Source organism: Anaerococcus obesiensis (assembly GCF_016599815.1).
Taxonomy (GTDB): domain Bacteria; phylum Bacillota; class Clostridia; order Tissierellales; family Peptoniphilaceae; genus Anaerococcus; species Anaerococcus vaginalis.
In genome coordinates this window covers 1,089,628-1,116,371 of record NZ_CP067016.1, presented here as the reverse complement: position 1 = coordinate 1,116,371, position 26,744 = coordinate 1,089,628, and the positions used below count along the sequence as shown (strand labels likewise).

Here is a 26,744-nt window from a genome sequence, read left to right as displayed (position 1 = left end):
ATTTTCCTCCTAATTTAATCCTTTTGTTGTCTTTTTAATAAATGGAAATGCTATTTTTATTATGGCTGGAAGGAACAATATTATTGCAAGCATACTTATTATTGCTCCTCTTGCCAAGAACATACAAATAGTTGAAACAATTTCCATTTTTGAATATAAACCAACTCCAACAGTTGCTGCCATAAATGACAAAGCAGATGTTACAATTGATTTTGATGTTTCTTTTACTGTCAATTTTAAAGACATATCCACATCTTTAGTTTCTTTATATTCTGCAATAAACCTATCCATCATAAGAATTGAATAATCTATAGTTGAACCTAATTGAACTACTCCAATAATGATTGATGTTACGAAAGGAATAGTTTGACATAAATAAAATGGAATTCCCATATTTATTTGAATAGCAAGCTCAATTACTGCAATTAAAACCACAGGAATAGCAAATGATTTAAACACTATTGCAATTATTAGAAAAACTATAATAATTGATGCAATGTTTACCATTTTAAAATCCCTATCTGATAAAATCGTAAGGTCTTTTGTTAAAACAGCTTCTCCCGTTAAATATCCATTTTTATCATGTTCTTTTACAATTTTATTTATTTTATCTACTTGATTATTTACCTTGTCAGATGCTGTTTGATATTTTGAATTTATCATAATCATTTGGTAGCCATTTTTATTGAAATTATCTTTTATTTTATCTGGCAATACGCTATCTGGTAAAATAAGTCCTGTAAATGAATTTAAACTTAAAACACTATTTACTCCATCAACATCTTTTAATTCATCTACAAGTCCATTTACATTTTTTTTGCTTAATTTATCATCAACAACTACGAAATGTGTAGAAGCCATATTAAAATCTTTTTTCATTTTATTTAAAGCAACAATTGAATCCAAATCTTGTGGCAAAGACCTATCAAGATTGTAATAAAGATCTGCGTTTCTTGCTCCATATATAGCAGGAATAAACAAAATCAAAAATGCAATAAATAATCCATTTTTATGACCTAGTACAAAATTTGATGTCTTGTCGAATGATGGCAAAAATATTCTATGATTAAATCTTGCAACTATTTTTTCTACAATCAAAATCATTGGTGGTAGAACTACAACAGTTGAAATTAGTCCCAATAAAACACCCTTACTCATAACAAGGCCTATATCTTTTCCAAGTCCTAAACGCATTAAAATTAATACAATAAATCCTGCAAAAGTTGTAAGTGATGATGCAAAAATTGATGATATAGTTTTTTGAATAGCTATATCCATAGCATCATTTTTATCATCATTAGTTTTCTTTTCTTCAACATATCTATGATATAAAAATATAGAATAATCTGTAGTTACAGCCAGTTGCAAAACAGCCGCAATAGCTTTTGTTATATAAGAAATTTCTCCCAAAAATAAATTTGTACCAAAGTTATATAAAATTGCATATCCAATATTCAAAATAAATAAAAATGGTATGATAGTAGATTCATTTGTAAGAGATAAAATAATCAAAGCCAAAGCTACTGCCAAGGCAACATAAATTGGCGTTTCGTGATCTATTAAATCTTTTGTATCTTTTACAAGTGAACTCATACCACTTAAAAATTTTTCCTTGGATTCTATTTTTTTAATATTTTCAATAGCTTTCATAGTCCTAAAAGATGATGAGCTTTCTTTAAATTTAACCATGAGCAAAGTACAATCCTCAGAATAAAAAATATCTTTTATCTCATCAGGTAAAAACTCATTTGGAATGCTATCTCCAACAATTGATGATTTTGAAATTACATCTTCAACACCATCAACCTTTAAAATTTCATTTTTAAGTTTATCAGCATCATAATCATCGCCTTTCAAAAGAAGCATGCCCGTGGCAGCATTTTTAAAATCTTTATCAAGAATTTCTTGCCCTTGAGTTGATTCTAAGTCAGCTGGCAAATATGACAAAATATCATAATTTACGCCAGTATTCTTGTATCCAAACCAAGAAGGTATTAATAATAAAGTCATTATTAATAAAACAAGTCTAGGATGATGCGAAATAAATTTCGTTATTTTTTTCATTTATTCTCTCCTATTCTATCGAAAATTTTTCTAATAATAGCAAATAAAACTGGTTTCATTTCATCAATTGATAAAATCGACTCTTCCAATACAGCACTTTTACAAGTAGACATCATAATTTCAAGAGTTAGAGAAAGTATATAAAGTTTTTGCGACTCCGTATGATTTGTTAAAAATAGATTATCATATTTATTTAAAATATATTTTAAAGTCGAATCCGCTTCGCTAAGACCATAATCATTTTCAATTTTTGTATAAAGAGTCCAAGTAATATTTTTGCTCAAAAGATCTAGCTCAAAAGGATGAGAAATTAAATAATCAATTATATAGTTTACAAAAGAAATATATCTTTCAATTGGATCAGTTTCCTTGCACATTTTTTCAGCATTTAAAATAATTTCTGTCCCAATATTTAAAACCATTTTTTCTTCCAAATCATTTTTATCTGTGTAATACAAATAAAAAGTACCTAAACCATATCCAGCTTCTGTCATAATATCTCTAACAGAAGTTTTTTCAGCACCTTTTTCTTGAAAAATTTTCAGGGCTGCATCCATAATTTTTTCTTTTTTATTTTCTACATCACTCATAAATTAATCTACTCCTATATAATAATATAAAATGAACACCGTTCATTCGTTGCTACATTTATATGATACAACTTTCTGAACAATGTTCAACTTTTTTTGTAAAAAATTTTAAAATTTTTTTATTATTACATAAAACATTATGAAATCAAGCTTTTGTTTAATACATTTTTGATTTTTTTATGGCAAATTTAATAATTTCTATTCCTTCATCAATTTCTTTTTTATTTAAATTCGCAAACCCTAAAATAAAATAATTCTCTTTTCCAGCCTTTCTAAAAGAAAATCTATTCAAATTAATTAGTCTTAAAGATTTCTCATTTAAAACTTCATTAAATTTTCTTATATCTACAGACTCATCAATTTTTATAAGCAAATTTAAAGAATCTGCCTTTGTTGGAAAAGAAATTTCTTCAATTTCTTCTAATTTTTTTACTATAAAATTAAATTTCTTATAATAAATATTTTTCATTCTGTTTATGTGCTTTTCAAATTCCCCGCTTTCTATAAAAGCTGCCAATGCTTTTTGCAAAAAATTTGAAACTGTATTTGATAAATCCTTAAAATTATTTTCATATTTTTTTAATAGATCATCAGGTAAAACCATGTAAGAAATTTTCATTGATGGAGCAATCAATTTTGAAAAAGAACCGAAATAAATTACATCAGAATTTTTATCCATTGCTTTTAAACTTTCTATTGGATAACCCTTAAATTTAAATTCGCTATCATAATCGTCTTCAATTATATACCTATCTTTTGACAGCGAAGCCCAATTTAATAATTCAATTCTTCTTTGTATCGACATAACTGTACCCATCGGAAATTGATGAAAAGGGGTTACAAATAAACACAAAGCATTTAGGTCTGTTAGCTTATCAATTTTTACCCCCTCATCATCCAAATCCAAAGGAATTGGATTTTTTAAATCATAAGTATAAAATTTATTTCCAAAAGCATAACCAGGATTTTCAAAGGCAAAAAGAGTCTGGTCTGTGAGAAGTTTTTTTATCATAGAAAATAAATGTTCAGTTGATGATGAAATAATTATATTTCTAGAATTTGTATTTATATTTCTAGAATTTTTTAAATAAGTCTTTATAGCCTTTCTCAAAGGCTCGTATCCTTTATAATAGCCTTTGTCCAAAATTTTTATATCATCCTTATCTATTGCCTCTTTCATATATTTTTGCATAACTTTATAGGGAAAATTATCATAATCTACACCGCTAATTGAAAAATCATATTTTATTTTTTCATCATCTATTTTATTATTTTTCAATTCCTTCTTGTTCAAAATAATTAAATCATCAATTTTTCGACAATAAAATCCACTTTTATCTTTTGCATAAATGTAGCCTTCTTCTTCAAGTTTATAGTAAACTTTTTTTATTGTATTTTTTGAAACATTAATATCTTTTGATAAATTTCTAATTGATGGGAGCTTTTCGTCTTCTTTTATTTCTCCATTAATTATTTTATTTTTTATAATTTCATATATTTGTTCATATAAATATTTTTTGTCATTTGGTAAATTTAAATACATCTGTAACCCTCATTTTTTTATTTTTTGTTACTTTTATTAGTTACAGTTTATCATATAATAGAATCAAGATAAATATTAAGGAGAAAAAAATGATTGAAAAAAATATAAATGCTAAATTTGAAAAAAAAGTTATTATGGATGTAATGAACGTTGAACAAGCAAAAATCGCAGAGGCAGCTGGTGCAAGTGCTGTTATGGCTCTTGAAAGAGTTCCTGCAGATATAAGAGCTGCTGGTGGCGTTTCAAGAATGAGCGATCCAAAAATGATTGAAGAGATAATGAATGCTGTAAAAATTCCTGTAATGGCAAAGGTAAGGATTGGACATTTTGTTGAGGCACAAATTCTTGAAGCCTTGGGAGTTGATTACATAGATGAGTCTGAAGTTTTGACTGTGGCTGACGATTACAATCACATCGACAAAAAGAAATTTAAAACACCTTTTGTATGTGGAGCAAGAAATATTTCTGAAGCTTTGAGAAGAATTTCTGAAGGAGCTTCAATGATTAGAACAAAAGGAGAAGCTGGAACAGGAAATATTGTCCAAGCTGTAAGACACATGAGAGAAATTAACAGGGAAATCCAAAGAATTTCTGTTTTAACTGATGATGAAATTTTTTCATACGCAAAAGAATTAGCTGTTGATGTAAATCTTTTAAAATATGTAAGAGATAATAAAAAACTTCCTGTAGCAAATCTTTCTGCTGGTGGAGTTGCAACTCCTGCCGATGCTGCTTTGATGATGCAACTTGGAGCTTACGGTGTGTTTGTGGGAAGTGGAATTTTTAAATCTGGAAATCCAGAAAAAAGAGCAAATGCAATTGTAAAAGCCGTAGAAAATTTTGATAAACCAGAAATTTTTTTAGAAGTTTCAAAAGATTTAGGCGAAGCTATGGTTGGAATAAATGAAGACGAAATAAAAGAAATTTTTGAAAATAGATAAAATAAAAATCAGACAATATGCCCCATAAAAAAATTCTGCATTAAACTGCAGAATTTTTATTTTTTCTTTATATTCTTTTTAATAAATCTTTTAACCAATTTTCATCTTCAGGATCTGATGAATATCTTTTTTTAAGGTCAATTGATTTTATTGCTTTCAAATCTTTTTCGTCAAGTGAAAAATCAAATATTTCTATATTTTCTTTTATTCTTTTTGGATTTGTTGATTTTGGAATTGGCATTGAGCCTCTTTCAATGTGCCAACGCAAAACTATTTGAGCTGGAGTTTTATTGTATTTATTTGCAAGTTTTTTTATTACAAATTCTTCTAATAATTCACTTCTTCCCCTAGCAATTGGCGACCAAGATTGATGAATAATATTATTTTCTTTTAAAAATCTTACTGTTTCGTCATTTTGAAAATGTGGACTAGATTCTAATTGGTCGATTGCTGGTTTTTCTCCAATTTCTAAAAGTTTTTTTAATTGAGAAATTTCAAAATTTGAAACTCCTATTGTTTTTACAATCCCTTGTCTTTTATAATCTTCAAAAACTTTCCATGATTTTTCAAAATCTTTTCCAAACCAATGGAGTAAAACCACGTCCAAATAATCTGTTTGCAATTTTTCCAAAGATTCGTCAAGAGATTTTTGAGTTTTGTCATAGCCAAAATCACTTGGCCAAACTTTGGTTGCTATTTTGTATTCATTTCTTTTTTTGCCAGAATTTTTAAGTTCTTCTCCTACCATTTTTTCGTTATTATAAATTTTTGCTGTATCTAAATATTCATAAGAATTTTCAAAAAATGCCTCAATTGCATTTGCCATGTCATTTCTGTCAGTAATTTTATAAGTACCAAAACCCAAAGCTGGTATTTTATTTCCGTCATTTAGTTTGTAATATTTCATATCATCCTCCTGTTTTAAGTTTTACCCTTAAATATATGATATAATCATTTTATGAAAACTGTATTAATAACGGGCGCATCAAGAGGAATTGGTGCTGCCATTGCAAAAAAATTAAATAAATCCTACAATTTAATCTTAACTTATAAGGAAAATAAGGATAAAGCTTTAAATTTATTAGAAGATTTGAGAAAAGAAAATCCAAATGTAATTGCTGTAAAATGTGATGTTAAAAATGAAGATGAAATAAATAGTTTATTTGATCTTGCTGAGAAAAATTTTTCTCATGTTGATATTTTAATAAATAATGCAGGCATTTCTTATTTTGGTTTAATTCAAGATATGACTTTGTCCGATTGGAATGAAATTTTAAGGACAAATTTATCCTCAATTTTTTTAACTTCAAAAAGAGCAATTCCAAATATGGTTGGTCAAAAATCTGGAGTTATTATAAATATTTCATCAATTTGGGGAAGTTTGGGAGCAAGTTTTGAAGTTGCTTATTCTGCAAGTAAGGGCGGAGTAAATTCTTTTACAAAGGCTCTTTCAAAAGAACTTTTGCCATCAAATATTAGGGTAAATGCAATTTCTCCAGGAATTGTTGATACTGATATGACTAAATTTGATTTGTCTGAAGATGATAAAAAATCTTTGAAAGAAGATTTAATAGAAAAAAGATTTGCAAAATCCGAAGAAATTGCAAATCTCGTTGAATTTTTAATATCTGAAAAAGGCTCTTATATTACAGGTTCTATTTTTGATATTAACGGTGGTTTTTATTAACTTGTTCAAATTCTTTAAAATTGTACCAATAAATATAAGATGATATAACTTTTTTTCCAAGAGCTTCTTCTATGGAGTCCTTGTAAATTTCAAGTTGCTTATCATAAAATCCTTCTCTTTTTAAAGAATCTGTTTTAAAATCCATAAGTACAACTTCATTTTGGGATTCAAACATTATATCAATCTGACCATTTACATAAAAATCATCAATTTTTCTAAGGAATGATTCTTCCTTTCGAATTTTTGGTGATTTTTTCATTAAATCTTGAATGATTTTAGAATTAAAAAATCCTAAAATATTTTCAAAATTTATATATGGGAGATATTCTTTTTTTATTTTTCCTAAATCGACTAATTTATTTATTTCTTTTTCTAATAAATTTAAATCGTAAGATTTAAATTCTAATTCTTGGAAAATTTTGTGGATTAAAGTTCCCTTATCAGTTGCTGATAATTTTATTTCTTCAAAATTTGGCTTTCTAAATTCATAAAAATCTTCATTTCCTTCAAAAGAAGATTTTTCGTAGCCATCTTTTGATAAATCATAATTTTTTGCAATCTCTGTTACAGATTTTTTCAAAGATTTATTTATATTTTGCTTATTTTTGTAAGAAAAATTATAAATTTCCTCTATATCATTATAAATTTTTTGATTATAATCAGCTGTCCCAATAAGTTTTTCAACATCTGTATAATCTTTTTTATAATCTTCTTTGAATTCTTCAATATATTTTATTTCCAAAAATCCCTTATTAAAAGCATCTGTCCTATAATCTATATCTACAAAATCACTCATTATTTTATCATCGCACAAAATTTTTAAAATCCAATCCATATAAGATGATAAATCCAAAACTGAGTTTGCATTTAAAATTTTTTCAAGCCCTTTTTCATTTAAATCTTTTTTTCCAATTATAGAAATTTTTCTTTCAGCACGAGTTAGCGCAACATATAAAACTCTCATTTCTTCTTTTTTATCATTAAGATTAGATTTTTCTAAAATCAAATCTCTTTTTATAGACGAAATTTTTATTTTATTTTCCCAATCGGCAATATTAATTCCAATTCCCAAATCCTTATCCAAAACCATATCTTTTGAATTGTCGCGAGTATTAAACCTTTTAGAAAAATCTGGTAAAATTACAGTCTTAAATTCAAGACCTTTTGACTTGTGAATTGTCATAATTCTCACTAAATTTTCATCGTCGGATAAATTTCTTGAAGCTTTTAAATTATCTTTTTTTTGATTTTTCAAATTATCAATGTAAGCTAAAAATCCAAATAAAGAATTTTCATTATTTTTATCATAATCATCCATCAATTCAATAAAAGCCTCAATGTTTTTTACTCTTTCTTCTCCCCTGTCCCTTGCTTTCAAAAAATCATAAAGACCAGATTTTTCAAAAATAATATTTGCAAAGTCATACATGGTTGAAAAATTTAAAATATAAGAAAAATCTGTAAAAATCGTATTAAAATCAGAAATTTTTTGAGAAAGATTATTTTCATTTTCTTTCTCATACTCCTTAAATTTTTTGTAAAAATGAGATTTTTCGGATGATAAACTAATTTCTGCCAAATCATCTTCAGAAAAATTAAATATTTCACTCCTAAGAACTGAAAGAAGGCTAATGTCATCGTTTGGATTGGCTATATATTTTAAAATATTTATGAAAAATTCTACTTCAACTGTTTCAAATGAAATTTTTGAAATATCAGATGAAAATGGAATTCCTGCTTTTTTTAATTCATTTTCAAATAAATATGCTTTTGATGATGCTCTAAGTAAAATTGCAATATCCTTATATTCCAAACCCGAATTTATTAAATTATTTATTTCTTTTGTCAAATAAGCCTCTTCGCTTACATTTTTTGCAAGAGCCTTGATTGAAACTTTTGGATATTTTTCGTCAAATTCAAAATGATAATTTAATCTGTGGTTGTCGTCTTTGTAAGCTATATCAGAATTTTTTCTTGTCATAAGCCTATCAAATATATAATTATTAAAATCAATCAAGTCCTTATCAGTCCTAAAATTTTTGGACAAATTAATTCTTAGGCAATTTGAATCTGTGTCATAATCTTCAAGCTTTTTTAAAAATAATTCTGGCCTTGCATTTCTAAAACCATAAATTGATTGTTTAACATCTCCTACAAAAAATAAATTATTTTCATTTTTTAATTTTTCTACTATATAATTTTGAATGTCGTTTGAGTCTTGATATTCATCAAAGAAAATATATTTAAATTGCTTTTTTAATTTGCTTTGTAATTTCTCATTGTCCAATAATTTAATAAATTCATGTTCCATATCAGAAAAATCCAAATAATTTTCTTCTCTTTTTTTATTTGTATAAATTTTTTCAAAAGAAAACACAAGATTTTTTAATTCATTTAAAATTTTTTCTTCCAAAGGATTAAAAAATCCCCTAGTAATAGAATCTGTATTTTTTACAAAATCTTTTACAATATTAAATTCTTCTTTGTAGGCATTTTTTTTTGCTTTTACATAGGCATTTTCATTTGGATCATCTAATTTTTTTGAAATTGTAACCATATTAGCTAATCCATTTTCAAAAATTTCTATGACCTCATCCCAAGATTTTTCTTCTATGGCATTTTTTATTTTTTCTAAATAGGATAAATCTTTTTCAATCATTATAAAATACTTATCCCTCATTGATTTTTCTTTTATATAATTTTCCAAATCTCTTGCATTTAAAATAATTGTTTCGATTCTTTCTTTTATATAAAATTTAAATTTTTCAAAATCAAAATTATTATTTGTATTATCACAAAGCCATTGATGTGGATTTATTTGACTTTTTGAAAAATCATATAAGTCCAAAATTATATTTTTTGCATCCTTATCATCTTTTGATGAAGCAAAATTATGCAAAAAATTTATAAAATTTGAATCATTTTTTTCGTATTCATCTTCAAAAAGCTCATCAATAGCATCTTTTCTCAAAAGTGCTTGTTTAGAATCAGCAGCAATTTTAAAAGAAGGAGAAAGATTATCAGACAAATAAAAATTTTCCCTTAGCATATCTGCACAAAATGAATGGAGGGTTTTTATAAAAGCATCATTTATAGATTTTATTTGATTTTTTATGAAAATTTTGTCAGAGTTTCCCTCTTTCATAAGCTCATTTAATTTTTGTCTTATTCTATCTTTCATTTCAGCAGATGCCTTGTTTGTGAAAGTTACGATAATCATATTTTTTATGGGAATTTTTTCTTCAAGCATAATTGAAACAAGCCTATCAACCAAAACTCTAGTTTTTCCACTTCCTGCCGCAGCAGAAACAATAATATTTTTTCCTCTTGATTCTATTGCTTTTTTTTGATCATCAGTTGGCTTAAATTTACTCATCTGATTGCTCCTTTTTAATATCATTTATGGAAATATTTTTATTTATATCATGAAATTTGTCTTGATCTCTTGTGTAATCAAATTTGCAAATTGATTTATAAGGGCAATTTATGCATTCATAAGAATTTTGATTTATTCTAAGTGGATTTAATTTAATATTTCCATTTTTAATTTCACTTATATAAGAAGAAATTAATTTTTTAATAAATTTTTCAACTATTTTTTCTTCTTCAAGAGAAAAAATATTATCTTTACTTCTTGTGATTTTAAAAATATCAGATTTTTTGCCGTCAAAATTCTTATCCAAAAGATTTAAAATTTCCTCATCAATTTTTATAATAAGTCCATTCATTTTTGTTTTGTCATCATAAATTTTTTTAATCTCATCCTTATCATAATTTTTTTCAAGTTTTTTAACCTCGTCTTTTAAAGGAAAATAAAAACTAGCAACAGGAAATAAATTTTCGGATTTTTTTTCTTTTGCAGCCAACATATATACAAATAATTGAAGGTCTAAGCCATTTAATAGATTATAAATTTTGATTTCTTTTGAGCCAGTTTTGTAATCAATAATTCTTAGTAAATTATCGCACTTATCAATCCTGTCAATTCGTCCTTCAAGATAGTTTTTATCATCCACATAAACTTCTGGATATTTTTGTCCCTTTCCATATTTTTCTTCTACACTATCAATTTTAAAATTTCCTTCTTTGATTTGGTTGATTATTTTTTTAGATGATTTTTGAGTTGACTCATAAATATTTGATAAAATAAATTTATTTTTATTATCATTTGCCCTTCCCAAATCAAGAGAGTTTTCGATTGCTTTTTTGAAACTTTCTTTTACTAGATTTTCTATTTTTTCATCATCAAATTCTTTAAGATCCATATCAATCAATTTCTTTGAAATATTTTCCATATTATAGTGAACAATATTTCCAATTTCTAAATTATCAACATCCAACTTTTTATTTTCTTTTGCCCTAAGCCCATAATTTATGAAATGTTTGTAAGGACATTTTGCATAAGTTTCAATTTCTGAAACTGAAAATTTATTTTTATCATAGAGTTTTTTTGAAATTTCAGAACTTAATAAATTTTTATCATTAGAATAAGTAAATCCTTTTATAAATAAGTCATAAGAAGAATTTTTTGAATAATTGTAATTTTCTACCTTATCTTTTTTAAATTTAATATATGATTTTACAAATTCCTTTTCTGATTTTTTTGTATCTTCTTTGTTTTTTATATTCCATAAAATTTGATATGCCTTTAAGTCCAAAAGATCTGTGGAATATTTTATAAAATCAAATTTACTTTGGGCAATTTTTTTGTAAGAAATATTTGGAAAAATATTTATAATATCAGAAATACTTGTTGCCCTATTCATTGGGTCGTTTTCTTTATTTATTAAAGAATATGAAAAAATAATTTTTTGCGATGATGTAAACATCCTAAGTAAATTTAAAAGAATTTTATCATCCTTTTTTTCTTTGTAAATTTTAAGGTCAATGCCTTCATTTTCCAAAGCAGTTTTTTCATTTTCTGATATTAACATCTCACTATTGTTATTTCCTGGAAAATAAATATCTGTCATTCCAACAAAAATTTTAATTTTTCTATCATTTATCCTATCTCTAGAAAAATCTCCAATTAAAACTTGATCGATTGCAGGAGGAATTATGCCAATTGATGTTGCCTTACAAGAATTTTCTATTAATTTGTAAATTTTTTTAAGCTTTGTAGGACTATCATTCAAAATTGTTGCTATTTGTTCTAAATTCGTCAAAAATTTATCCCAAACTTGTTTGTTTTCTTCAAAAATTTCAAGCCTATTTTCCCTTATATTTTCTTGATAATGATTAAAACCTGATTTTATTATTTTTTTATCAAAACTCTTATAAATTTCTTTTACAAGATCATTTGCCTTAATCTTTTCATTTCTAATTTTATATAGGTCATACAATAAGTCGATTAAAATTTTTCTTATTGAATTTACATTTTTAAGCTCAGCTTCTTTTTCTTTTTTTAATTTCTCATCATTTTCATAAAATTTTTCATCTAAAACAAAATACTTATCCTCAAAAATCATAGCCCCTTTGATTTTTCTATTTTCAATATAATTTTGAAAATCTAAAATCCTTTCGTAGGCATTTTCTCCAAAATCAATTATATTTGATCTTATAAAAGCCTCAAGGTCTGTTTTTCTAAAATCAAAAACGACAAGTCTAATCATAGAAAGCCATGTTTTTAAAATATGATTGTCGGATAATTTTTTTGTTTTATCAACAAAAATAGGAATCTCGCTCCTTGCAAAAATTCTTTTTACAAGATTTTCGTACTCATCACTATTTGCCAAAACCAAAGAAATTTCTGAATATCTATGACCTTCTCTAATCAATTTTTCTATAATCAAGCTTATATTTTCAATTTCATTTGTTGATGAAATTGATTCAACAATATTTATATTTTTAGTTTTTTCTTGATAAATTTGGGGATTATATTTTTCAAAATTTTCATAGAGGTGCTTAATATCTAAAAGATCATTTTCTTTTTCTAAATTTATAATTTTTATTTTGTCTATATTTTTTAAACTTTCGACAAAGCGAATTGCTTGATCAAATATATCCATATCGCCTGCCATATTATTTTCATAATATTTCCAATCAAGGCAAATTGAAATCGTAACTTTTGCTCCGATTTTTATTAACTCTTTTATAAAATCTATTTTAAGGTCAGACAAAAAATCAAATTTATCGAAATAAAAATTAACATTTTTAAAAAAATCGCAATATTTAATATTATCTTTTATAATTTCAAGCTCATCTTCTTTGTCAATATAAGAATTTTCAAGCTTTTTTATATAAGAATCATAAATCAATTTGATTTCTTCAAATTTTAATTTTGTCATTGGATCTAAATTTTCATTTTTATTAATTTTTCCAAAAAATTCATCATCAAAGTAATATTCCTTAATATTTGAGAAAAAATCAGAAAGATTATTTACAAAATCTATATCAAATGATTTATTTGAAAAAAGTTTTAATTTATCATCTATTTCATCAAGTACGCTTGTAAGTAAAATTGCCTTAGAAACTTGATTTAAATTTTCATTTTTTTTAAGACTTAGCCTTTGAGAAATATATGAAATTAAAGATGAAAATGATAAAACTTTTGCATCCATAACCGACTTATATTTTATTGAATCAATAAAATCCATATCACTTTCAAGTGTATATTGTTCTGGAACTATAAGAAATGCTTTTTCTTTTTTATCCAAATTTTTTTCAATGTCTTTGTAAATATAAAATGAATTTTCTTTAGGAAATTTGCTCATTATAATTTTTATCATACAACCACCTTCAAACTTGACCCTTCTGTTTTTGAATATGAAACTTCAATTTTTGCATCAATAGCATCTTTTAATTCCTTTACATGAGAAATTAAACCAATAAATTTATTATCATAGGATAATTTTTCAATTGTTCTTATTGCTTTTTCCAAATAATCATCTGATAGAGTTCCAAAACCTTCATCAATAAAAAGCGTGTCGATTTTTATTCCACCATTTTCCATACTTATTTCATCAGAAAGTCCAAGAGCCAAAGCAAGTGATGCAATAAAACTTTCTCCACCAGAAAGAGAAGCCTCGCTCCTTATCTTTCCCGTATTCGCATCCAAAATCTCTATATCAAGACCATAATTTTTTCTCTTATCGCTAGTTTGTTTTTTTCTAATCATTGTAAATTGACCATCGGTCATTTCTTTAAGCCTTATATTTGCAAGAGCTAATATTTTTCTAAAATAATAAGAAAGAACAAAAGTTTCAAAATTTAATTTTTCCCTTCCAGAAACATTTGACAAAGAACCATCAGCTATTCTTGAAAGTTTATATAAAATTCCATCCTCATTTTTTAATTTATTGAAGTTTTTTTCTATCGAATATATTTCATTTTTGCTATCATTTAATCTTGTTTCGTCTAATTTTAGAGAAAAAATGGAATCATTTGTTTCTTCCAAAATATTTTTTAAATTTTCAATTTTTTCTTTTATTTTTTCCGTTTCAAATTTTTCTTTGTTTGCGTAATCTTTAAGACTTGTTAGCCTTATAGAAATATTGTTTAAGTTTTCAAAATATTTTTGAATTTCTTCTTTTCTATCAATTAAGTCCTTGGATTTTTCTAAGTATTTCAAAAATTCATCTATACACTTAAAATTTTCCCTAATCTTATTTTTAAAAATATTTTCAGCCTTTAAAATTTTTTCTTGATTTATTTTTATATAAGAGCTAAGTGATTCCACCTTTGAATTTGATGAAGATTTTTCTTTTTCTAAGTTTTTTATTTTCTCATCAATCTTTTTAATTCTTTCTTCTTCATTTTCGACAAATTTTTTGTCAAAATTTACATTTTCAATAACTTTTTTTTCATCAAAATCATCAAGCTCTTCTTTTTTTATTTTAAATTTATTTTCAAGCTCTTCTATATTATTCAAATTACCTAAATTTTCTAACTTATTCTCTAAATCTCCAATTATTTTTTCAATCTCAAAAACTTCATTTTCTAAATCTTTTTGTTTTTTATTTCTTCTTCGTATTCTTCCCTAACTTTTTCATAAGATTTTTTCAATTTTTTATGTTCATTTTTATAAATTTGAAGATTTTTTTCAATATCTTCCGCCTTTTCCATATTAAAATCTATTGATTTTTCCAAATCTGAAATTTTATCTTTCGAACGATTTATTTTTAATTCCAAATCAAAATAATCTTTCTCAATTTTTTCTATATCAAGTTCAAAAGATTCTAAAAACTCAATTTCTCCCTTATAAATCCTTCCGCAAATCGGACAAATTCCTTTTTCTTTTAAATCTTTCCTAAATTCATTTATTTGTATAGATTTTTTGTTCTCTTTTGCCCTATCTAATAAGATTTTTGCCTTTTCATAAGCTTTATTTGCCTTATCAAATTGAATTTTTTCATCATTTAAATTTTTAATTTTTTCATCATTAATTAGCGCTTTTTCATAAAAATTTTGACATTCAAAAACTTTTTGGTAGGCATTGTGGCTTTTCTTTGTAATTTTTTCAAGATTTCTAGAAAAATCTAGCAATTCATCTGATTTTTTTCTTATTTTTTCATTTATTTTTTCTTTTTCTTTTAAATTATTTTCTATGGATTTTTTATAATTTTTTCCATCTTCAAATGCTTTTTAATTTTTATCTAATTCATCTTTAATTTTTTGTAAGTTTTCAAATTTATTTAATATTTCAAGATTTTTTACTATATTTTCTTTCTTTTGATCGATAATTTTTAAAAGCTCATCCTTATTTCCAAGATAAGTTTTATTTTCTTTCAATTCTTCTTCAATGGTCTTTAAATTTTTATTTTCAAAATCTAATTTTATTTTCAAATCCTTTTGGCTTTTATTTAAGTCAAGAAAAGATTCGTAATATGGTTTTATTGCTATAGATTTTTCTGCGTAAGCCAAATCTTTCTTTAAATTTTTATAAAAAGATTCATCTTCTAAAAGCTTTTCTTTTTCTTTAAGTAAATCTTTGTAATTTTCTATTTGTTCATTTTCTTTTTCATAGAAATTTAGCTTGGAATTTTCACTTTCTAGATTTTTATTTAAAGATAATTTCTCCTCATTTTTTATTTGAAGATTTTTTTCACTTTCTACAAGCAAATCTTCTATAATATCTATAATTTTTTGAAAATCTTTAAGCTTTATTAACTCATCATCAACTTTATCTTCTAAGAGTTCATTTTTTACAATTTCATTTTCCAAGCTATTAGAAATAATATCCAAATTTCTCTTTGAATTTTTGCTTGCTTCTTTCAATTTTTCTTCTATTTCCTTGTAAAGATAAGACGAAAAAATTTTTGACAAAAGCTCAGCTTTTTCATCTGAATTTGATTTTAAAAATTTTGAAAATTCTCCTTGTGCAAGAATCATAACCCTATTTAATTGATTATAATCAAGTCCAATTACTTCAATTATTTTTTTATCTGTTTTTTGTGGTCCATCAGATATTAGAATTTCCTTTTCATTTTCGATTTTATAAAATTCTACGCTGTGAGAAACATTGACATTTGCTCTTGTTTTTTTTGCTTTTTGATTTGGAATTCTTTTTATCCTATAATTTTTTCCATCAATTTCAAAATAAAAATCTACATAAGTTATAGGATCATCTCCACCTAGAAAATCACTTCTAATATCGTTTGAATTAAATCCTTCTCTTTGAATTTCTCCAAAAAGTGCAAAGCTTATAGCATCAAAAATTGTAGTTTTTCCACTTCCAGTATCTCCTGAAATTATAAATATTTTAGAATCATATATTTTTGTAAAATCTATAAAAGTTTTATTTTTGTAGGTCATAAATCCATACATTTCAAGTTTTACAGGCTTCATTGTATCACCTTTTTAAGTATTTCTTTTTCTAAATCTGTCATTTTTTCATTCATTTTAAACTTATAAAATTCTTCAAATATTTCCATGCTTGATAATTTTTCAAAATCAATATCAATATCCTCATCCTTTTCAATATTTATTGATTTTTCGTACTTTATTGAAACTGCATGAGGAAATTTCATTTTTAATTTTGCCATCGGAGAATCTATTGGCTTATCATCTTTTAAAGTAAATTCTATATAAGCATTTGAATTTTTCATTTTTAAAATATTTTCAAAATAATCACAAATTTTTTCAAAATCATTTAAAGGTTTAATTTCAATTTCTTTTATTTTTAAATCCTCTTTTAAATCAATAACAGTTACTGATTTTTTTGATTTATTTCAGAAAATGAATATTTCATAAAAGTCCCACAATACCTAATTTTTTCATCAAGGACAAAGTGTTTTCTGTGAAGATGACCTAAAGCTACATAATCAAAATTTTTAAATAAATGGGCATCCATAGCATCATTTCCACCAATTGTAAGAGGTTTTTCCCCTTCTATTTTTTCATCTTCAAACGGCTTTTCATTTGCATAACAATGACTTATCAAAACATTTCTATCCTTATAATCTATATTTTTTAATAAAACTTTATAAAGGTCAGTAAAATTTTCTATATTTGAATCGATTTCATTTTTTGCCCTTGCAAGGGAAATATAAGGAATCGGATAAAAATTAACCTTTCCGTACTCATCATCAAAAGAAATTTTTTCATCAGAAGAATTTCCATAAATATAATAAGAATTTTTTTCAAAAAAACTTTTAGAAATTTCAAGCCTTTTTCCAGAATCGTGATTTCCAGAAATTGCTATAATTTTTTTCTTCAAATTAAAAATAATTTCATCCACAAAATCAGAATAGACCTTCATGGCTTCATTATTTGGAATAGATGTATCAAAAATATCTCCTGCAATCAAAACAATATCTACTTTTTCATCTTCAATAATTTTTAAAATTTGTTCAAGACAAAATTTTTGATCTTTTAGCAAAGAATATGAGCCAATTGATTTTCCTATATGAAGATCTGATAAATGTAATAATTTCATTTATTTTCCCTCACAAAAATATACTCATCTTTTGTTGAATTAATTGGATCATAAATATAATCACAAAGATTTATTTTTTTAATTTCTTCAATATCTGAAATTTTATTATTAATTAAATATTTTAACATTCTCCCACGCATTTGTTTTGTATATGAAACAATTGAACGGATTTTTCCATTTCTATCTTCTTTGAAAGTCAAGGTCAGAAATTTTTGATTTTTTTTCAAATATTTTTTTATGAGCTTAGCGTATTCAGCACTTGCTAAATTTATAATAAAATTTTCATCCTCAAAGGCTTTTTTGTAAATTTTGTCAGCCCAAAATTCGTGCATATTGATTCCTTTTGAATCCATATAAAGTCTATAATCAGAAATTCCTGTAAAAGGCTTGCACAAACCATATAAGGCAGAAATAATATAAACATGATCATTCAAATAAGCTAAGTCATTAAAATCTTCTTTTTTAAATTGCTTAAAAACGAGTCCATCATAAGAAAAAATCGCTGGATTTTTTAAATTTTTAAAATCGAAATCCTTGTAATCATAATAAGCTTTTATAGCAAGATCATCATTGCAAAAAAACATATTTGCTAAATCATTTATTGAATATTTTTTTAAATTTTCAACTAATTGTTTTGTTTCGTCTTCAAACAAAAGCCCCTCTGTTTTTTCATTTTCAAAATGTTTAAACCTTTTTGCAGGCGAAATTATAATTTTCATATCAAACCTTTCTATTTTTCATTCTAAATTAATTATATCATAGAAAATTTCCACAAAAAAAAGACAGGCGAACCTATCTTTTTAAAATTTTTTGAATTATTAGAGAAATTATCATTCCAAAAACTGCAATAACCACTATGGCACCACCTGGTTTTATTCCAAGATAAAAACTTGCACTAATTCCTGCCATCATATAAATTATTGCGATTATAATTGATTTTATAAAAGTTTCTTTATAAGATTTTGAAATCAAAAGCCCACTTGCAACTGGCAAAACCATTAATGACGAAATCATCAAAGCTCCCACAGTTTTTGTAGAAATTGCCACGGTAATAGCTGTCAAAAATGTAAAAATGCTAGAAATTAATTTTGAATTAATTCCAGCAAGATTTGCCATCAAAGGGCTAATTGAATTATACAAAAGCGGATAATATAAATAAAGGCTAAAAAATAGAACAAGAATGAAAATTACACTTACAATAATTACATCATCACTCGTAACACTTGTTATTGAACCAAATAAAAATGATTCAAAACTTGTGCCACCCGGTGTGAAATCTGACAAAATTCCTGCAAGTCCAATTCCAAGACTCATAATGATAGCCGTTGCCATATCGCCAAAACTTTTAAATTTTTTCCTAATTATTTCAATTGCAAAACTTGCAACAATACAAATTATTATTGAAGTAAAAACAGGATTTATTCCAATAATTAAACCTAGAGCAACTCCAGAAAGAGCTGTGTGAGATAAGGCATCTCCAATCATAGAAGTTCTCCTGTTTACCATAACAATTCCAATCATAGGAATTATTATTGCAAGCATAAGCCCAACTAAAATTGCCCTTTGCATAAATTCATAACTAAGCATCAACTATCCTTCCATTTTTTATCCTTATTTCTCTTTTAGAAAATTCTCTAACAACATCCATTTCATGACTTATCATCAAAATTGAAATTTTGTGTTTATCATTTAAGTGAGCTAGAAGTTTAAGAAAGTCTCTTTTTGATTTTTCATCAACGCCAACTGTTGGCTCATCCAAAAGCAAAACCTCTGGATTATTTACCATTGCCCTTGCTATCATAACTTTTTGAGCCTGCCCTCCTGAAAGTTGATTGAAAGGAATATGCAAAAGATTTTTTATATTTAAAATTTCAAAAATATCACGAACCTTTTGATAACATTTTTTGCTTGGTCTGTTAAAAATATTAAATTTCTTATACAAATTTAAAATTACAAATTCTTCTCCCGTTACTGGAAAGGCAAGTTTGTTTAAATCATTTACTTGTGGTACATAGCCAATTTTTGAATAAGCATTAAAATCTTCTATATTTATCCCAAATAATTTAATCTCTCCCGAATCTTTTTTCAAATCCTTTAAAATTAATTTTATTAGAGTTGATTTGCCAGAGCCATTTTCTCCTTGAATAGTCAAAAAATCGCCCTTATTCAAATCAAAACTAACTTTGTTTAATACTTCATCCTTGCCATAAGAAAAGACTACATCTTTAACTTCTATATCTTTAATTTATTTTAAACTACTTTCCATTATTTCAAAATTTTCTCTTATCAATTCTTGATAAGTTTTTTCATTTTTTAAATCATCATCACTTGCATATTCTATAGTATTTATAGCTTTTGCGTCAAGAGATAATTCATCTGCCAAAGTCTTTACATTTTTATCAGACTCGCCTTTTTCATAAAAAATTGCAGTAATTTTTTCTTTTTTTACATAATCAATTGCATTTTTCATAGTTTTTGCATCAGTTTCACTTGTTGAAGTTATTGATGTAAGCGGAACTTGAATTAAACCATAATCACGAGCAAGATAAGAAAATGCCTCGTGGTCTACTAAGAATTTTTTATTTTCTTTATTTTCTAATTTTTTTTCATATTCTTTATCAATTTCTTCAAGCTCTTTTTTTATTTTTTCAAAATTTTTCTCATAATAATCTTTATTTTCCGGATCAATTTCTGAAAGTTTTTCTGCTATATTTTTTGCTTGAATTATTCCATTTTTTGGAGATAACCAAACGTGAGGATCATATGCTCCATGATGGTGGTGTTCTTCTCCATCTTCATGTTCGTGTTCTTCTTTTTCGCTATCTTCATGTTTTTCATTATCTTCATGATTATCTTTGTCCTCTTTTTCATCTTCATCTAAAGATTCGTGATAATGAGGAGCATCACAACAAGATTTAGGTCTATCTTCACGTTTTTTATCATGTTCTTTTTCATCTTCATGCGTATTTTCTATTAAATTAATTCCTTTAGAAGTATCCACAATTTCAACTTTTGAAGATTCTGATATTTTTTCTTGCCAAGATTCAAGCCCTGCTCCATTTAAAAATAATACTTTTGCCTTTGACAAATCTGCCATATCTTTTGCAGATGGTTCAAAATCATGAACTTCTGTATTTAAATTTGTAAAAGATTTTACATTAAATTTATCTCCTGCAATTTGTTTTGTTAAATTATAAATTGGATAAAAAGAAGCATAAATTGTTTCTTTATCTTTATTTTCACTTTGACTTGTTTGATTTGAATTATTTGAATTTATATTTGATTTTTCATTATTTTTTGCACATCCTGTAACAAAAATTCCGAAAACCAAAATCATTGCTAATATTTTCTTTTTCATTTTTCCCCCTTTTATTGCAAATCATTTGCAAAGAATATTATATAGCTGTTTCATTTTTTGTCAATATGGTAATATATTTATAGAGGTGAGATTGTGAAAGCAGAAGATTTACTAAAGCAAAATAAGATTCGTGTTACTGAAAAAAGAAAAATAATTTTAGAAAAGATAATTGAAAATGATGATCCAATTTCTGCAGAAGAAATTTTAGAAAATTTAAAAGAAGAGAATATCAATATGGATCTTTCAACAATTTATAGAAATTTAAATACCTTGGAAGAGATAAATCTCCTTTTAAAAAATACAAATACAGATGGCATTTCTTATTTTCAATTAAATTCTAACAATCACAAACATTTTATAAGGTGTATTTCTTGTAATAAAAAATTTATAATAGAAAATTGCCCAATCCATGAAATTGAAGAAGAGATAGAAAAAGATACTGGCTTTGTAATTAAAGGACACAGTTTTGAATTTACAGGAATTTGCCCACAGTGTCAAAAAAAATTAAATAAACAAAAAAGTTGATAAAGAAAATTCTTTACCAACTTTTTTTATTTTAAACTCTTTTATTAAATTTTTCTTTATTAAATGCATTTACAGAATTTGCAACTATAATTGTTCCAGATGCATCTCCTGTTGTGTTTATTGCTGTTCTTGCCATATCCAAAATTCTATCTATTCCCATTATCATAGCAATTCCTTCTACTGGAAGTCCAACTGATGACAAGACCATTGACAAAGTAACAAGTCCTACTGATGGAATTCCTGCTGTACCAACGGAGGCAATTGTTGCTGTTAATATTACAGTTAAATAATCATTCAACGTTAAATCAATTCCATAAGCATTAGCAATAAATACTACAGCTACTCCTTGCATTATTGCAGTTCCATCCATATTTATTGTCGCTCCCAAAGGAATTGTAAATGAAGAAATTTTTTTATCAACTCCAATATCTTCTAGAGTTTGAATATTTAATGGAACTGTCGCATTTGATGATGCGGTTGAAAATGCAAAAGTCATAACTGGAAAATATTTTTTTAGAAAAGCAAATGGATTTACTCTTACAAATATCGTCAAAAGCAGCATATAAACTATCAGAAGTTGGAAAGCAAGTCCCAAAATTACAGAAATCATATATGAAAGCATAGACAAAATTACATCGTAACCAAGATTTGAAAATGTTCTTGCTATTAAGAAAAATACTCCAATTGGTGCAAGTTTCATTACAGCCATTGTCATACTCATCATCAAATCATTCATTTCTGTAATTATATTTCCCAAAGTTTCCATCCTATCTTCCATTCCTGCAATCAAAAGTCCAACTATAACTGCAAAAATAATTATTTGTAGCATATCGCCTTTTGCCAAAGCTTCAATAGGATTTGTTGGAATCATATTTAAAAGCGTATCTTTCATTGAAGTTTTTTCTCCAGCATCCATATTAAATTCATTTGAACCCAACTTCATATTCATTCCTTTTCCAGGATTTATAATTGACGCCAAAGAAAGAGCAATAATTATTGCAAGGGCTGTTGTCAAAAGATAAAATAATACAATTCTTATTCCAACTTTTCCAAGAGTTTTTGTATCTCCCATATTTCTGCAGCCATCAGCTATTGAAAAAAATACCAATGGAACAACTAGCATTTGCATAGCTCTTATAAACATTTGACCTAATAAATAAAAAATTCCATCAATTATAATGTCATCTTTAATATGACCTTTTGGAACAAAATAATGCATTACAATTCCAAGAATCATTCCACAAATTAGGGCAATAAAAATTTTAGAAGTTAAGCCTAATTTTTTATTAGATTTAGCTTTCATAACCATACTCCCTTCTCAGGTAATCTTTTAAGGCATCTTCCCAAGTTGAAAAAGTATTTTTGTCCAAAAGATTTAAAAAATAATTATCTATTCCCCTAAAGGCTGGTTCAAAATCAATTCTATCAGAATCTCTAACTTCTTCTACCTTTGCATCAATTTTTGTAATATCAATAATTTTTTGAGCAAAAGCTCTAAAGGAACAAGTCCCCTCACATGAAGCATGATAAATTCCATAAGCATTAGTTCCCATTATTGAAATCAAAAATTTTGAAAGCTCATAGGCTGATGTTGGAGAACCATATCTTGATTTTGGCACTTTAACAATACCATTTTTTGCTTGTTCAATAATTGATTCAACCAAATTATTTTCTTTTGAATAAAGTCTTGAAACCCTAACTATAAAATATCTATCAGCAAAATTTTTTACAAATTCTTCCCCCAAAAATTTACTTTTTCCATAAACTGTATTTGGATTTGCCTTATCAATTTCTTTGTATGGATGAATTGTTTGTCCATCAAAAACATCTGCTGTAGATAACTGAACAAGTTTTGCTCTAACCCTATTTGACGCAATGGCAATATTTTTTGCTCCCAAAGCATTTAACAAATATGCTTTATCAGGATCATTTTCGCATTTTAATCTATTGGTAATGCCCGAACAATTGATAATTATTTTTGGTCTATTTCTATCTACAAACAAATTTACTTCTTCTTGTTTTGTAATATCAACTTCATCTTTGTCAGTTGCAATTATTTCAGCTTCCAAAGGATCTAAATATCTTACAAGAGTCGATCCAAGTCTTCCATGAGCTCCTGTAATCCAAATTGTATTAATTCTCATAAATTTTCCTTTCTATATTTTTTTTAAAAAAACAATTATATGTTTTATTATAACATATTGCAAATTATTTTTCATTTTTGTTTGTTCTTTATCTTACATAAAAATTAATAAATAAATTAAGCAAATAAAAAAAGCTAGTTAAACTAGCTAATTTAATCCAATATCTTTTCTATAATATTTATTTTCGTATTTTATTTTTTCGCAATCATTATAGGCGATTTTTCTTGCAAGTTCTAAAGTTTTTGCTTTTGCGTTTATTGTAAGAACTCGTCCGCCATTTGTTAAAATTTTTCCATCTTCTAATTTTGTTCCATTATGAAAAATAATTGAATTTTTTACATCTTCAAGTCCACTTATTTCTTTATTTTTTTCATATTTTAATGGATAACCATCTGAAACAAGAATTAATGATAGAGAATAATCACTAGACCATTTTATATCGTCTTTCTTTAAACTATTATCAAGAGTTTTTTCTATAATTTCTACAAGGTCTGATTCAAGTCTTGGCATTAGGGTTTCTGTTTCTGGATCTCCAAATCTTACGTTAAATTCTAATATTTTTGGTTTATCTTCATCGATCATAAATCCAATAAACAAAATTCCATTATAAGAAAGTTTTGAATCATCAAGTCCTTTTTCAATTTGCCTTAAAATTATTTCTATATTTTCCCCTGTTTTTTGTGAAAATTTACTTGGAGAATATGTTCCAACTCCTCCAGTATTTGGACCCTTGTTTCCATCATAAATTTGCTTGTGGTCTTTGCAAGTTTCTAACGGAAATAATTTATTGTTTGAGACCAAACACAAAAGTGAAGCTTCTTCGCCTTTCAAAAATTCTTCGATTACAACAGTTTTTCCCTCATCTCCAAATATTTTTTTATTAAAAATATCATCAAGACTTTCTATAGCTTTTTTTTCATCTTCGCAAATTATAACACCTTTTCCAAGACAAAGCCCATCAGCTTTTATAACTAAAGGATAGGAAAAATCTTTTAGGGAATTTAAGGCATTGTCAAAATTTTCAAAAGATTTATATTGTGCTGTTGGTATCTTATATTTTTCTAGGAAATTTTTGGTAAATTTTTTTGATTTTTCAAATTTTGCACATTCTTTGTTTGGTCCAAATATTTTAAGATTATTTTTTTCAAATTCATCTACAATTCCCATACATAAAGGATCTTCTGGTCCTACAATTGTAAGGTCAATTTTTTCTTTTTTAGAAAAATCAACCAAGGATTTTATATCTGTTGGTTCGATATTTATATTTTTGCAAAAAGAATTAGTGCCAGCATTTCCTTTTGCCATAAATATTTGGTCTACTTTTTTTGATTGTGAAATTTTCCAAGCAAGTGCATGTTCTCTTCCACCATTTCCAATTATTAAAACTTTCATCAAAAACTCCTATTTTTTTACGAAAACCTTATTATTTTTTATGTAAAATAAATCATCACAAAAATCTTTTACTGATTTTATCAAAATTTCGTGTTCTTTTTCCAAAACATTTTTTGCTATATCATCGATTGTATCTTCTTGATTAATTTTTACAATTTCTTGATAAATTATTGGGCCATCATCTGCATCTTTTGTAACAAAATGAGTACTTGCTCCAGTAAATTTCACTCCTTTTTCATAGACTTTTTCATGAACCTTTCTTCCATAAAATCCCATCCCACAAAATGATGGTATAAGGGATGGGTGGATATTAATAATTCTTGACTCAAACTTGTCAATTATTTTTTGAGGTAAAATTTTAAGGTAGCCTGCAAGAACAACAAGATCGATTTTTTCTTTTATTAAAGTATCGAGCAAAATATCATTATCTTTGCAAACCAATGTTTTAATTGAAGCATTTTTTGCTCTTGTAAGCCCGTAAGCATTTTCTTTATTTGAAATTACTATAGATATTTTCCCATTAATAATTTTATTTTGGCACGAATCAATTATAGCTTGAAGATTTGTTCCTGAGCCTGAGATCAAAACTGCAATTTTTTTAGAATTTGAGGTCGATTTTTTCATCATTTTCTATAACCTCTCCAAGATCTAAAAGCTCATCTTCATCAATTATTTCTTTAACTTTTTCAATATCATTTTTATCGACTGCAAAAACAAGTCCAACGCCCATGTTGAAGGTTTCGTACATATCTTTTTTGTCAAGCTCTCCCCATTTTTCTAATAGTGAAAATATTTTTGGAAGAGGAATATTTCTCACATCAATTTTTGCACAAAGTCCATCTGGAATCATTCTTGGAATATTTTCATAAAATCCACCACCAGTAATATGGCTTAGGCCATTTATTTCAATTTTTTCAAGAAGATCTAAAATTTCTTTCACATAAATTTTGGTTGGTTTTAATAATTCTTCTCCAAGACTTGTATCAAGTCCTTCAATTTTTTCATCTAAAGATAATTTTTCTTTTTCTAAAACAATTTTTCTTACAAGAGAATATCCATTTGAATGAATTCCTGAAGATTTTAAACCAAAAATATGATCGCCTTTTTTAATTTTTTGTCCAGTAATTATTTTTTCTTTATCAACTATTCCCACACAAAATCCTGCAAGGTCATAGTCATTTTCCTTATAAAGACCTGGCATTTCTGCAGTTTCTCCGCCAATCAAAGAAGAATTAGCTTGAAGACAGCCATCAGCTACTCCTTTTACAATTTTTTCCATTTTTTCTGGAACAAGTTTGCCACATGCTATATAATCTAGAAAAAATAAGGGCTTTGCTCCTTGGCAAAGAATATCATTTATGCACATTGCCACGCAATCAATTCCAATTGTATCGTGCTTGTCCATCATCTGAGCAAGCATAACTTTAGTTCCAACTCCATCTGTCCCTGAAACCAAAACTGGATTTTTTATATTTAAATTTTCCAAACTAAATAGACCAGAAAATCCTCCAAGTTTGCTCAAAACATTTTCTGATTGAGTTTTTTCTACTAATTTTTTTATAAGTTCGACTTCTTTTTGACCGTTAGCTACATCAACTCCAGCGTCTTTATAATTTATTGGCAT

Annotated in this window: 21 protein-coding genes and 1 pseudogene; 3 read left to right on the top strand and 19 right to left on the bottom strand. The window is 26.0% G+C overall.

What is annotated here, in order from left to right:
* Positions 1-9 precede the first annotated feature (9 nt).
* From I6H46_RS05590 to pdxR, 3 genes are all read right to left on the bottom strand, one after another.
* On the bottom strand, positions 10-2,064 hold the full coding sequence (locus tag I6H46_RS05590) for an efflux RND transporter permease subunit (RefSeq protein ID WP_019118060.1): 2,055 nt from the start codon (positions 2,062-2,064) through the stop codon (positions 10-12).
* Positions 2,061-2,654 carry a TetR/AcrR family transcriptional regulator gene (locus I6H46_RS05585; protein WP_019118061.1) on the bottom strand — a complete coding sequence of 198 codons (594 nt, stop codon included), beginning with the start codon at positions 2,652-2,654 and terminating at the stop codon, positions 2,061-2,063. The genes I6H46_RS05590 and I6H46_RS05585 overlap by 4 nt, the downstream gene beginning before the upstream one ends.
* Before the next feature lie 157 nt (positions 2,655-2,811).
* Positions 2,812-4,197: a MocR-like pyridoxine biosynthesis transcription factor PdxR gene (gene pdxR / locus I6H46_RS05580; protein ID WP_019118062.1), complete on the bottom strand. Its 1,386-nt coding sequence runs from the start codon at positions 4,195-4,197 to the stop codon at positions 2,812-2,814.
* Positions 4,198-4,286: 89 nt separating this feature from the next.
* Between pdxR and pdxS the strand changes: the two genes are divergently transcribed.
* Entirely contained in the window at positions 4,287-5,138 is an 852-nt protein-coding gene (gene pdxS / locus I6H46_RS05575) for a pyridoxal 5'-phosphate synthase lyase subunit PdxS (RefSeq protein WP_019118063.1), read from the top strand.
* 67 nt (positions 5,139-5,205) lie between these two features.
* Here pdxS and I6H46_RS05570 read toward each other — a convergent pair whose 3' ends face one another.
* Entirely contained in the window at positions 5,206-6,045 is an 840-nt protein-coding gene (locus I6H46_RS05570) for an aldo/keto reductase (protein ID WP_200225552.1), read from the bottom strand.
* A gap of 51 nt (positions 6,046-6,096) precedes the next feature.
* On the opposite strand from I6H46_RS05570, the gene ymfI reads away from it, so the two are divergent.
* On the top strand, positions 6,097-6,825 hold the full coding sequence (ymfI, locus tag I6H46_RS05565; protein WP_019118065.1) for an elongation factor P 5-aminopentanone reductase: 729 nt from the start codon (positions 6,097-6,099) through the stop codon (positions 6,823-6,825).
* On the opposite strand, the gene I6H46_RS05560 is transcribed toward ymfI, so the two are convergent.
* The 10 genes and pseudogenes from I6H46_RS05560 to I6H46_RS05515 all read right to left on the bottom strand — a co-directional run bounded on the left by I6H46_RS05560 (position 6,806) and on the right by I6H46_RS05515 (position 21,059).
* The gene (locus tag I6H46_RS05560; RefSeq protein WP_019118066.1) at positions 6,806-10,201 is read right to left on the bottom strand and encodes a UvrD-helicase domain-containing protein; all 3,396 of its coding nucleotides are present in this window, start codon (positions 10,199-10,201) and stop codon (positions 6,806-6,808) included. The genes ymfI and I6H46_RS05560 overlap by 20 nt on opposite strands.
* Positions 10,194-13,553: a PD-(D/E)XK nuclease family protein gene (locus tag I6H46_RS05555; RefSeq protein ID WP_200225550.1), complete on the bottom strand. Its 3,360-nt coding sequence runs from the start codon at positions 13,551-13,553 to the stop codon at positions 10,194-10,196. The genes I6H46_RS05560 and I6H46_RS05555 overlap by 8 nt, the downstream gene beginning before the upstream one ends.
* A complete protein-coding gene (locus I6H46_RS05550) occupies positions 13,550-14,695 on the bottom strand; it encodes an SbcC/MukB-like Walker B domain-containing protein (RefSeq protein ID WP_200225548.1) in 1,146 nt (381 codons plus the stop codon). The genes I6H46_RS05555 and I6H46_RS05550 overlap by 4 nt, the downstream gene beginning before the upstream one ends.
* Positions 14,696-14,763: 68 nt before the next feature.
* Positions 14,764-15,309, bottom strand: coding sequence for a hypothetical protein (locus I6H46_RS05545; RefSeq protein ID WP_200225546.1), 546 nt, complete (start codon positions 15,307-15,309; stop codon positions 14,764-14,766).
* A gap of 99 nt (positions 15,310-15,408) precedes the next feature.
* Entirely contained in the window at positions 15,409-16,611 is a 1,203-nt protein-coding gene (locus tag I6H46_RS05540; RefSeq protein ID WP_200225544.1) for an AAA family ATPase, read from the bottom strand.
* Positions 16,608-17,701 (bottom strand): annotated as a pseudogene (locus tag I6H46_RS05535) (exonuclease SbcCD subunit D). The gene I6H46_RS05540 and the pseudogene I6H46_RS05535 overlap by 4 nt, the downstream one beginning before the upstream one ends.
* Positions 17,698-18,420 (bottom strand): YaaA family protein, encoded by a 723-nt coding sequence (locus tag I6H46_RS05530; RefSeq protein ID WP_019118068.1) that lies wholly within the window; start codon positions 18,418-18,420, stop codon positions 17,698-17,700. The pseudogene I6H46_RS05535 and the gene I6H46_RS05530 overlap by 4 nt, the downstream one beginning before the upstream one ends.
* A gap of 73 nt (positions 18,421-18,493) precedes the next feature.
* Entirely contained in the window at positions 18,494-19,288 is a 795-nt protein-coding gene (locus tag I6H46_RS05525) for a metal ABC transporter permease (protein WP_019118069.1), read from the bottom strand.
* Positions 19,281-19,946 carry a metal ABC transporter ATP-binding protein gene (locus tag I6H46_RS05520; protein WP_026074046.1) on the bottom strand — a complete coding sequence of 222 codons (666 nt, stop codon included), beginning with the start codon at positions 19,944-19,946 and terminating at the stop codon, positions 19,281-19,283. The genes I6H46_RS05525 and I6H46_RS05520 overlap by 8 nt, the downstream gene beginning before the upstream one ends.
* On the bottom strand, positions 19,947-21,059 hold the full coding sequence (locus tag I6H46_RS05515) for a metal ABC transporter substrate-binding protein (protein ID WP_019118071.1): 1,113 nt from the start codon (positions 21,057-21,059) through the stop codon (positions 19,947-19,949).
* A gap of 93 nt (positions 21,060-21,152) precedes the next feature.
* Between I6H46_RS05515 and I6H46_RS05510 the strand changes: the two genes are divergently transcribed.
* Positions 21,153-21,584 (top strand): Fur family transcriptional regulator, encoded by a 432-nt coding sequence (locus I6H46_RS05510; RefSeq protein ID WP_019118072.1) that lies wholly within the window; start codon positions 21,153-21,155, stop codon positions 21,582-21,584.
* A gap of 31 nt (positions 21,585-21,615) precedes the next feature.
* Here the strand turns inward: I6H46_RS05510 and I6H46_RS05505 are convergent, their stop codons facing one another.
* From I6H46_RS05505 to purM, 5 genes are all read right to left on the bottom strand, one after another.
* A complete protein-coding gene (locus tag I6H46_RS05505) occupies positions 21,616-22,887 on the bottom strand; it encodes a dicarboxylate/amino acid:cation symporter (RefSeq protein WP_026074047.1) in 1,272 nt (423 codons plus the stop codon).
* Positions 22,877-23,728: an SDR family oxidoreductase gene (locus I6H46_RS05500; protein WP_004838306.1), complete on the bottom strand. Its 852-nt coding sequence runs from the start codon at positions 23,726-23,728 to the stop codon at positions 22,877-22,879. The genes I6H46_RS05505 and I6H46_RS05500 overlap by 11 nt, the downstream gene beginning before the upstream one ends.
* Positions 23,729-23,875: 147 nt before the next feature.
* A complete protein-coding gene (gene purD, locus I6H46_RS05495) occupies positions 23,876-25,120 on the bottom strand; it encodes a phosphoribosylamine--glycine ligase (RefSeq protein WP_019118074.1) in 1,245 nt (414 codons plus the stop codon).
* A 9-nt stretch (positions 25,121-25,129) separates the two neighbouring features.
* Positions 25,130-25,747, bottom strand: coding sequence for a phosphoribosylglycinamide formyltransferase (purN, locus tag I6H46_RS05490; protein ID WP_019118075.1), 618 nt, complete (start codon positions 25,745-25,747; stop codon positions 25,130-25,132).
* A complete protein-coding gene (purM, locus tag I6H46_RS05485; RefSeq protein ID WP_019118076.1) occupies positions 25,719-26,744 on the bottom strand; it encodes a phosphoribosylformylglycinamidine cyclo-ligase in 1,026 nt (341 codons plus the stop codon). Before purM ends, purN begins: the two co-directional genes overlap by 29 nt.

Coding starts and splice junctions, on each gene's coding strand:
- I6H46_RS05590 (WP_019118060.1), bottom strand. CDS start 2,064: ATGAAAAAAATAACGAAATTTATTTCGCATCATCCTAGACTTGTTTTA.
- I6H46_RS05585 (WP_019118061.1), bottom strand. CDS start 2,654: ATGAGTGATGTAGAAAATAAAAAAGAAAAAATTATGGATGCAGCCCTG.
- pdxR (WP_019118062.1), bottom strand. CDS start 4,197: ATGTATTTAAATTTACCAAATGACAAAAAATATTTATATGAACAAATA.
- pdxS (WP_019118063.1), top strand. CDS start 4,287: ATGATTGAAAAAAATATAAATGCTAAATTTGAAAAAAAAGTTATTATG.
- I6H46_RS05570 (WP_200225552.1), bottom strand. CDS start 6,045: ATGAAATATTACAAACTAAATGACGGAAATAAAATACCAGCTTTGGGT.
- ymfI (WP_019118065.1), top strand. CDS start 6,097: ATGAAAACTGTATTAATAACGGGCGCATCAAGAGGAATTGGTGCTGCC.
- I6H46_RS05560 (WP_019118066.1), bottom strand. CDS start 10,201: ATGAGTAAATTTAAGCCAACTGATGATCAAAAAAAAGCAATAGAATCA.
- I6H46_RS05555 (WP_200225550.1), bottom strand. CDS start 13,553: ATGATAAAAATTATAATGAGCAAATTTCCTAAAGAAAATTCATTTTAT.
- I6H46_RS05540 (WP_200225544.1), bottom strand. CDS start 16,611: ATGAAGCCTGTAAAACTTGAAATGTATGGATTTATGACCTACAAAAAT.
- I6H46_RS05530 (WP_019118068.1), bottom strand. CDS start 18,420: ATGAAAATTATAATTTCGCCTGCAAAAAGGTTTAAACATTTTGAAAAT.
- I6H46_RS05525 (WP_019118069.1), bottom strand. CDS start 19,288: ATGCTTAGTTATGAATTTATGCAAAGGGCAATTTTAGTTGGGCTTATG.
- I6H46_RS05515 (WP_019118071.1), bottom strand. CDS start 21,059: ATGAAAAAGAAAATATTAGCAATGATTTTGGTTTTCGGAATTTTTGTT.
- I6H46_RS05505 (WP_026074047.1), bottom strand. CDS start 22,887: ATGAAAGCTAAATCTAATAAAAAATTAGGCTTAACTTCTAAAATTTTT.
- I6H46_RS05500 (WP_004838306.1), bottom strand. CDS start 23,728: ATGAGAATTAATACAATTTGGATTACAGGAGCTCATGGAAGACTTGGA.
- purD (WP_019118074.1), bottom strand. CDS start 25,120: ATGAAAGTTTTAATAATTGGAAATGGTGGAAGAGAACATGCACTTGCT.
- purN (WP_019118075.1), bottom strand. CDS start 25,747: ATGATGAAAAAATCGACCTCAAATTCTAAAAAAATTGCAGTTTTGATC.
- purM (WP_019118076.1), bottom strand. CDS start 26,744: ATGCCAATAAATTATAAAGACGCTGGAGTTGATGTAGCTAACGGTCAA.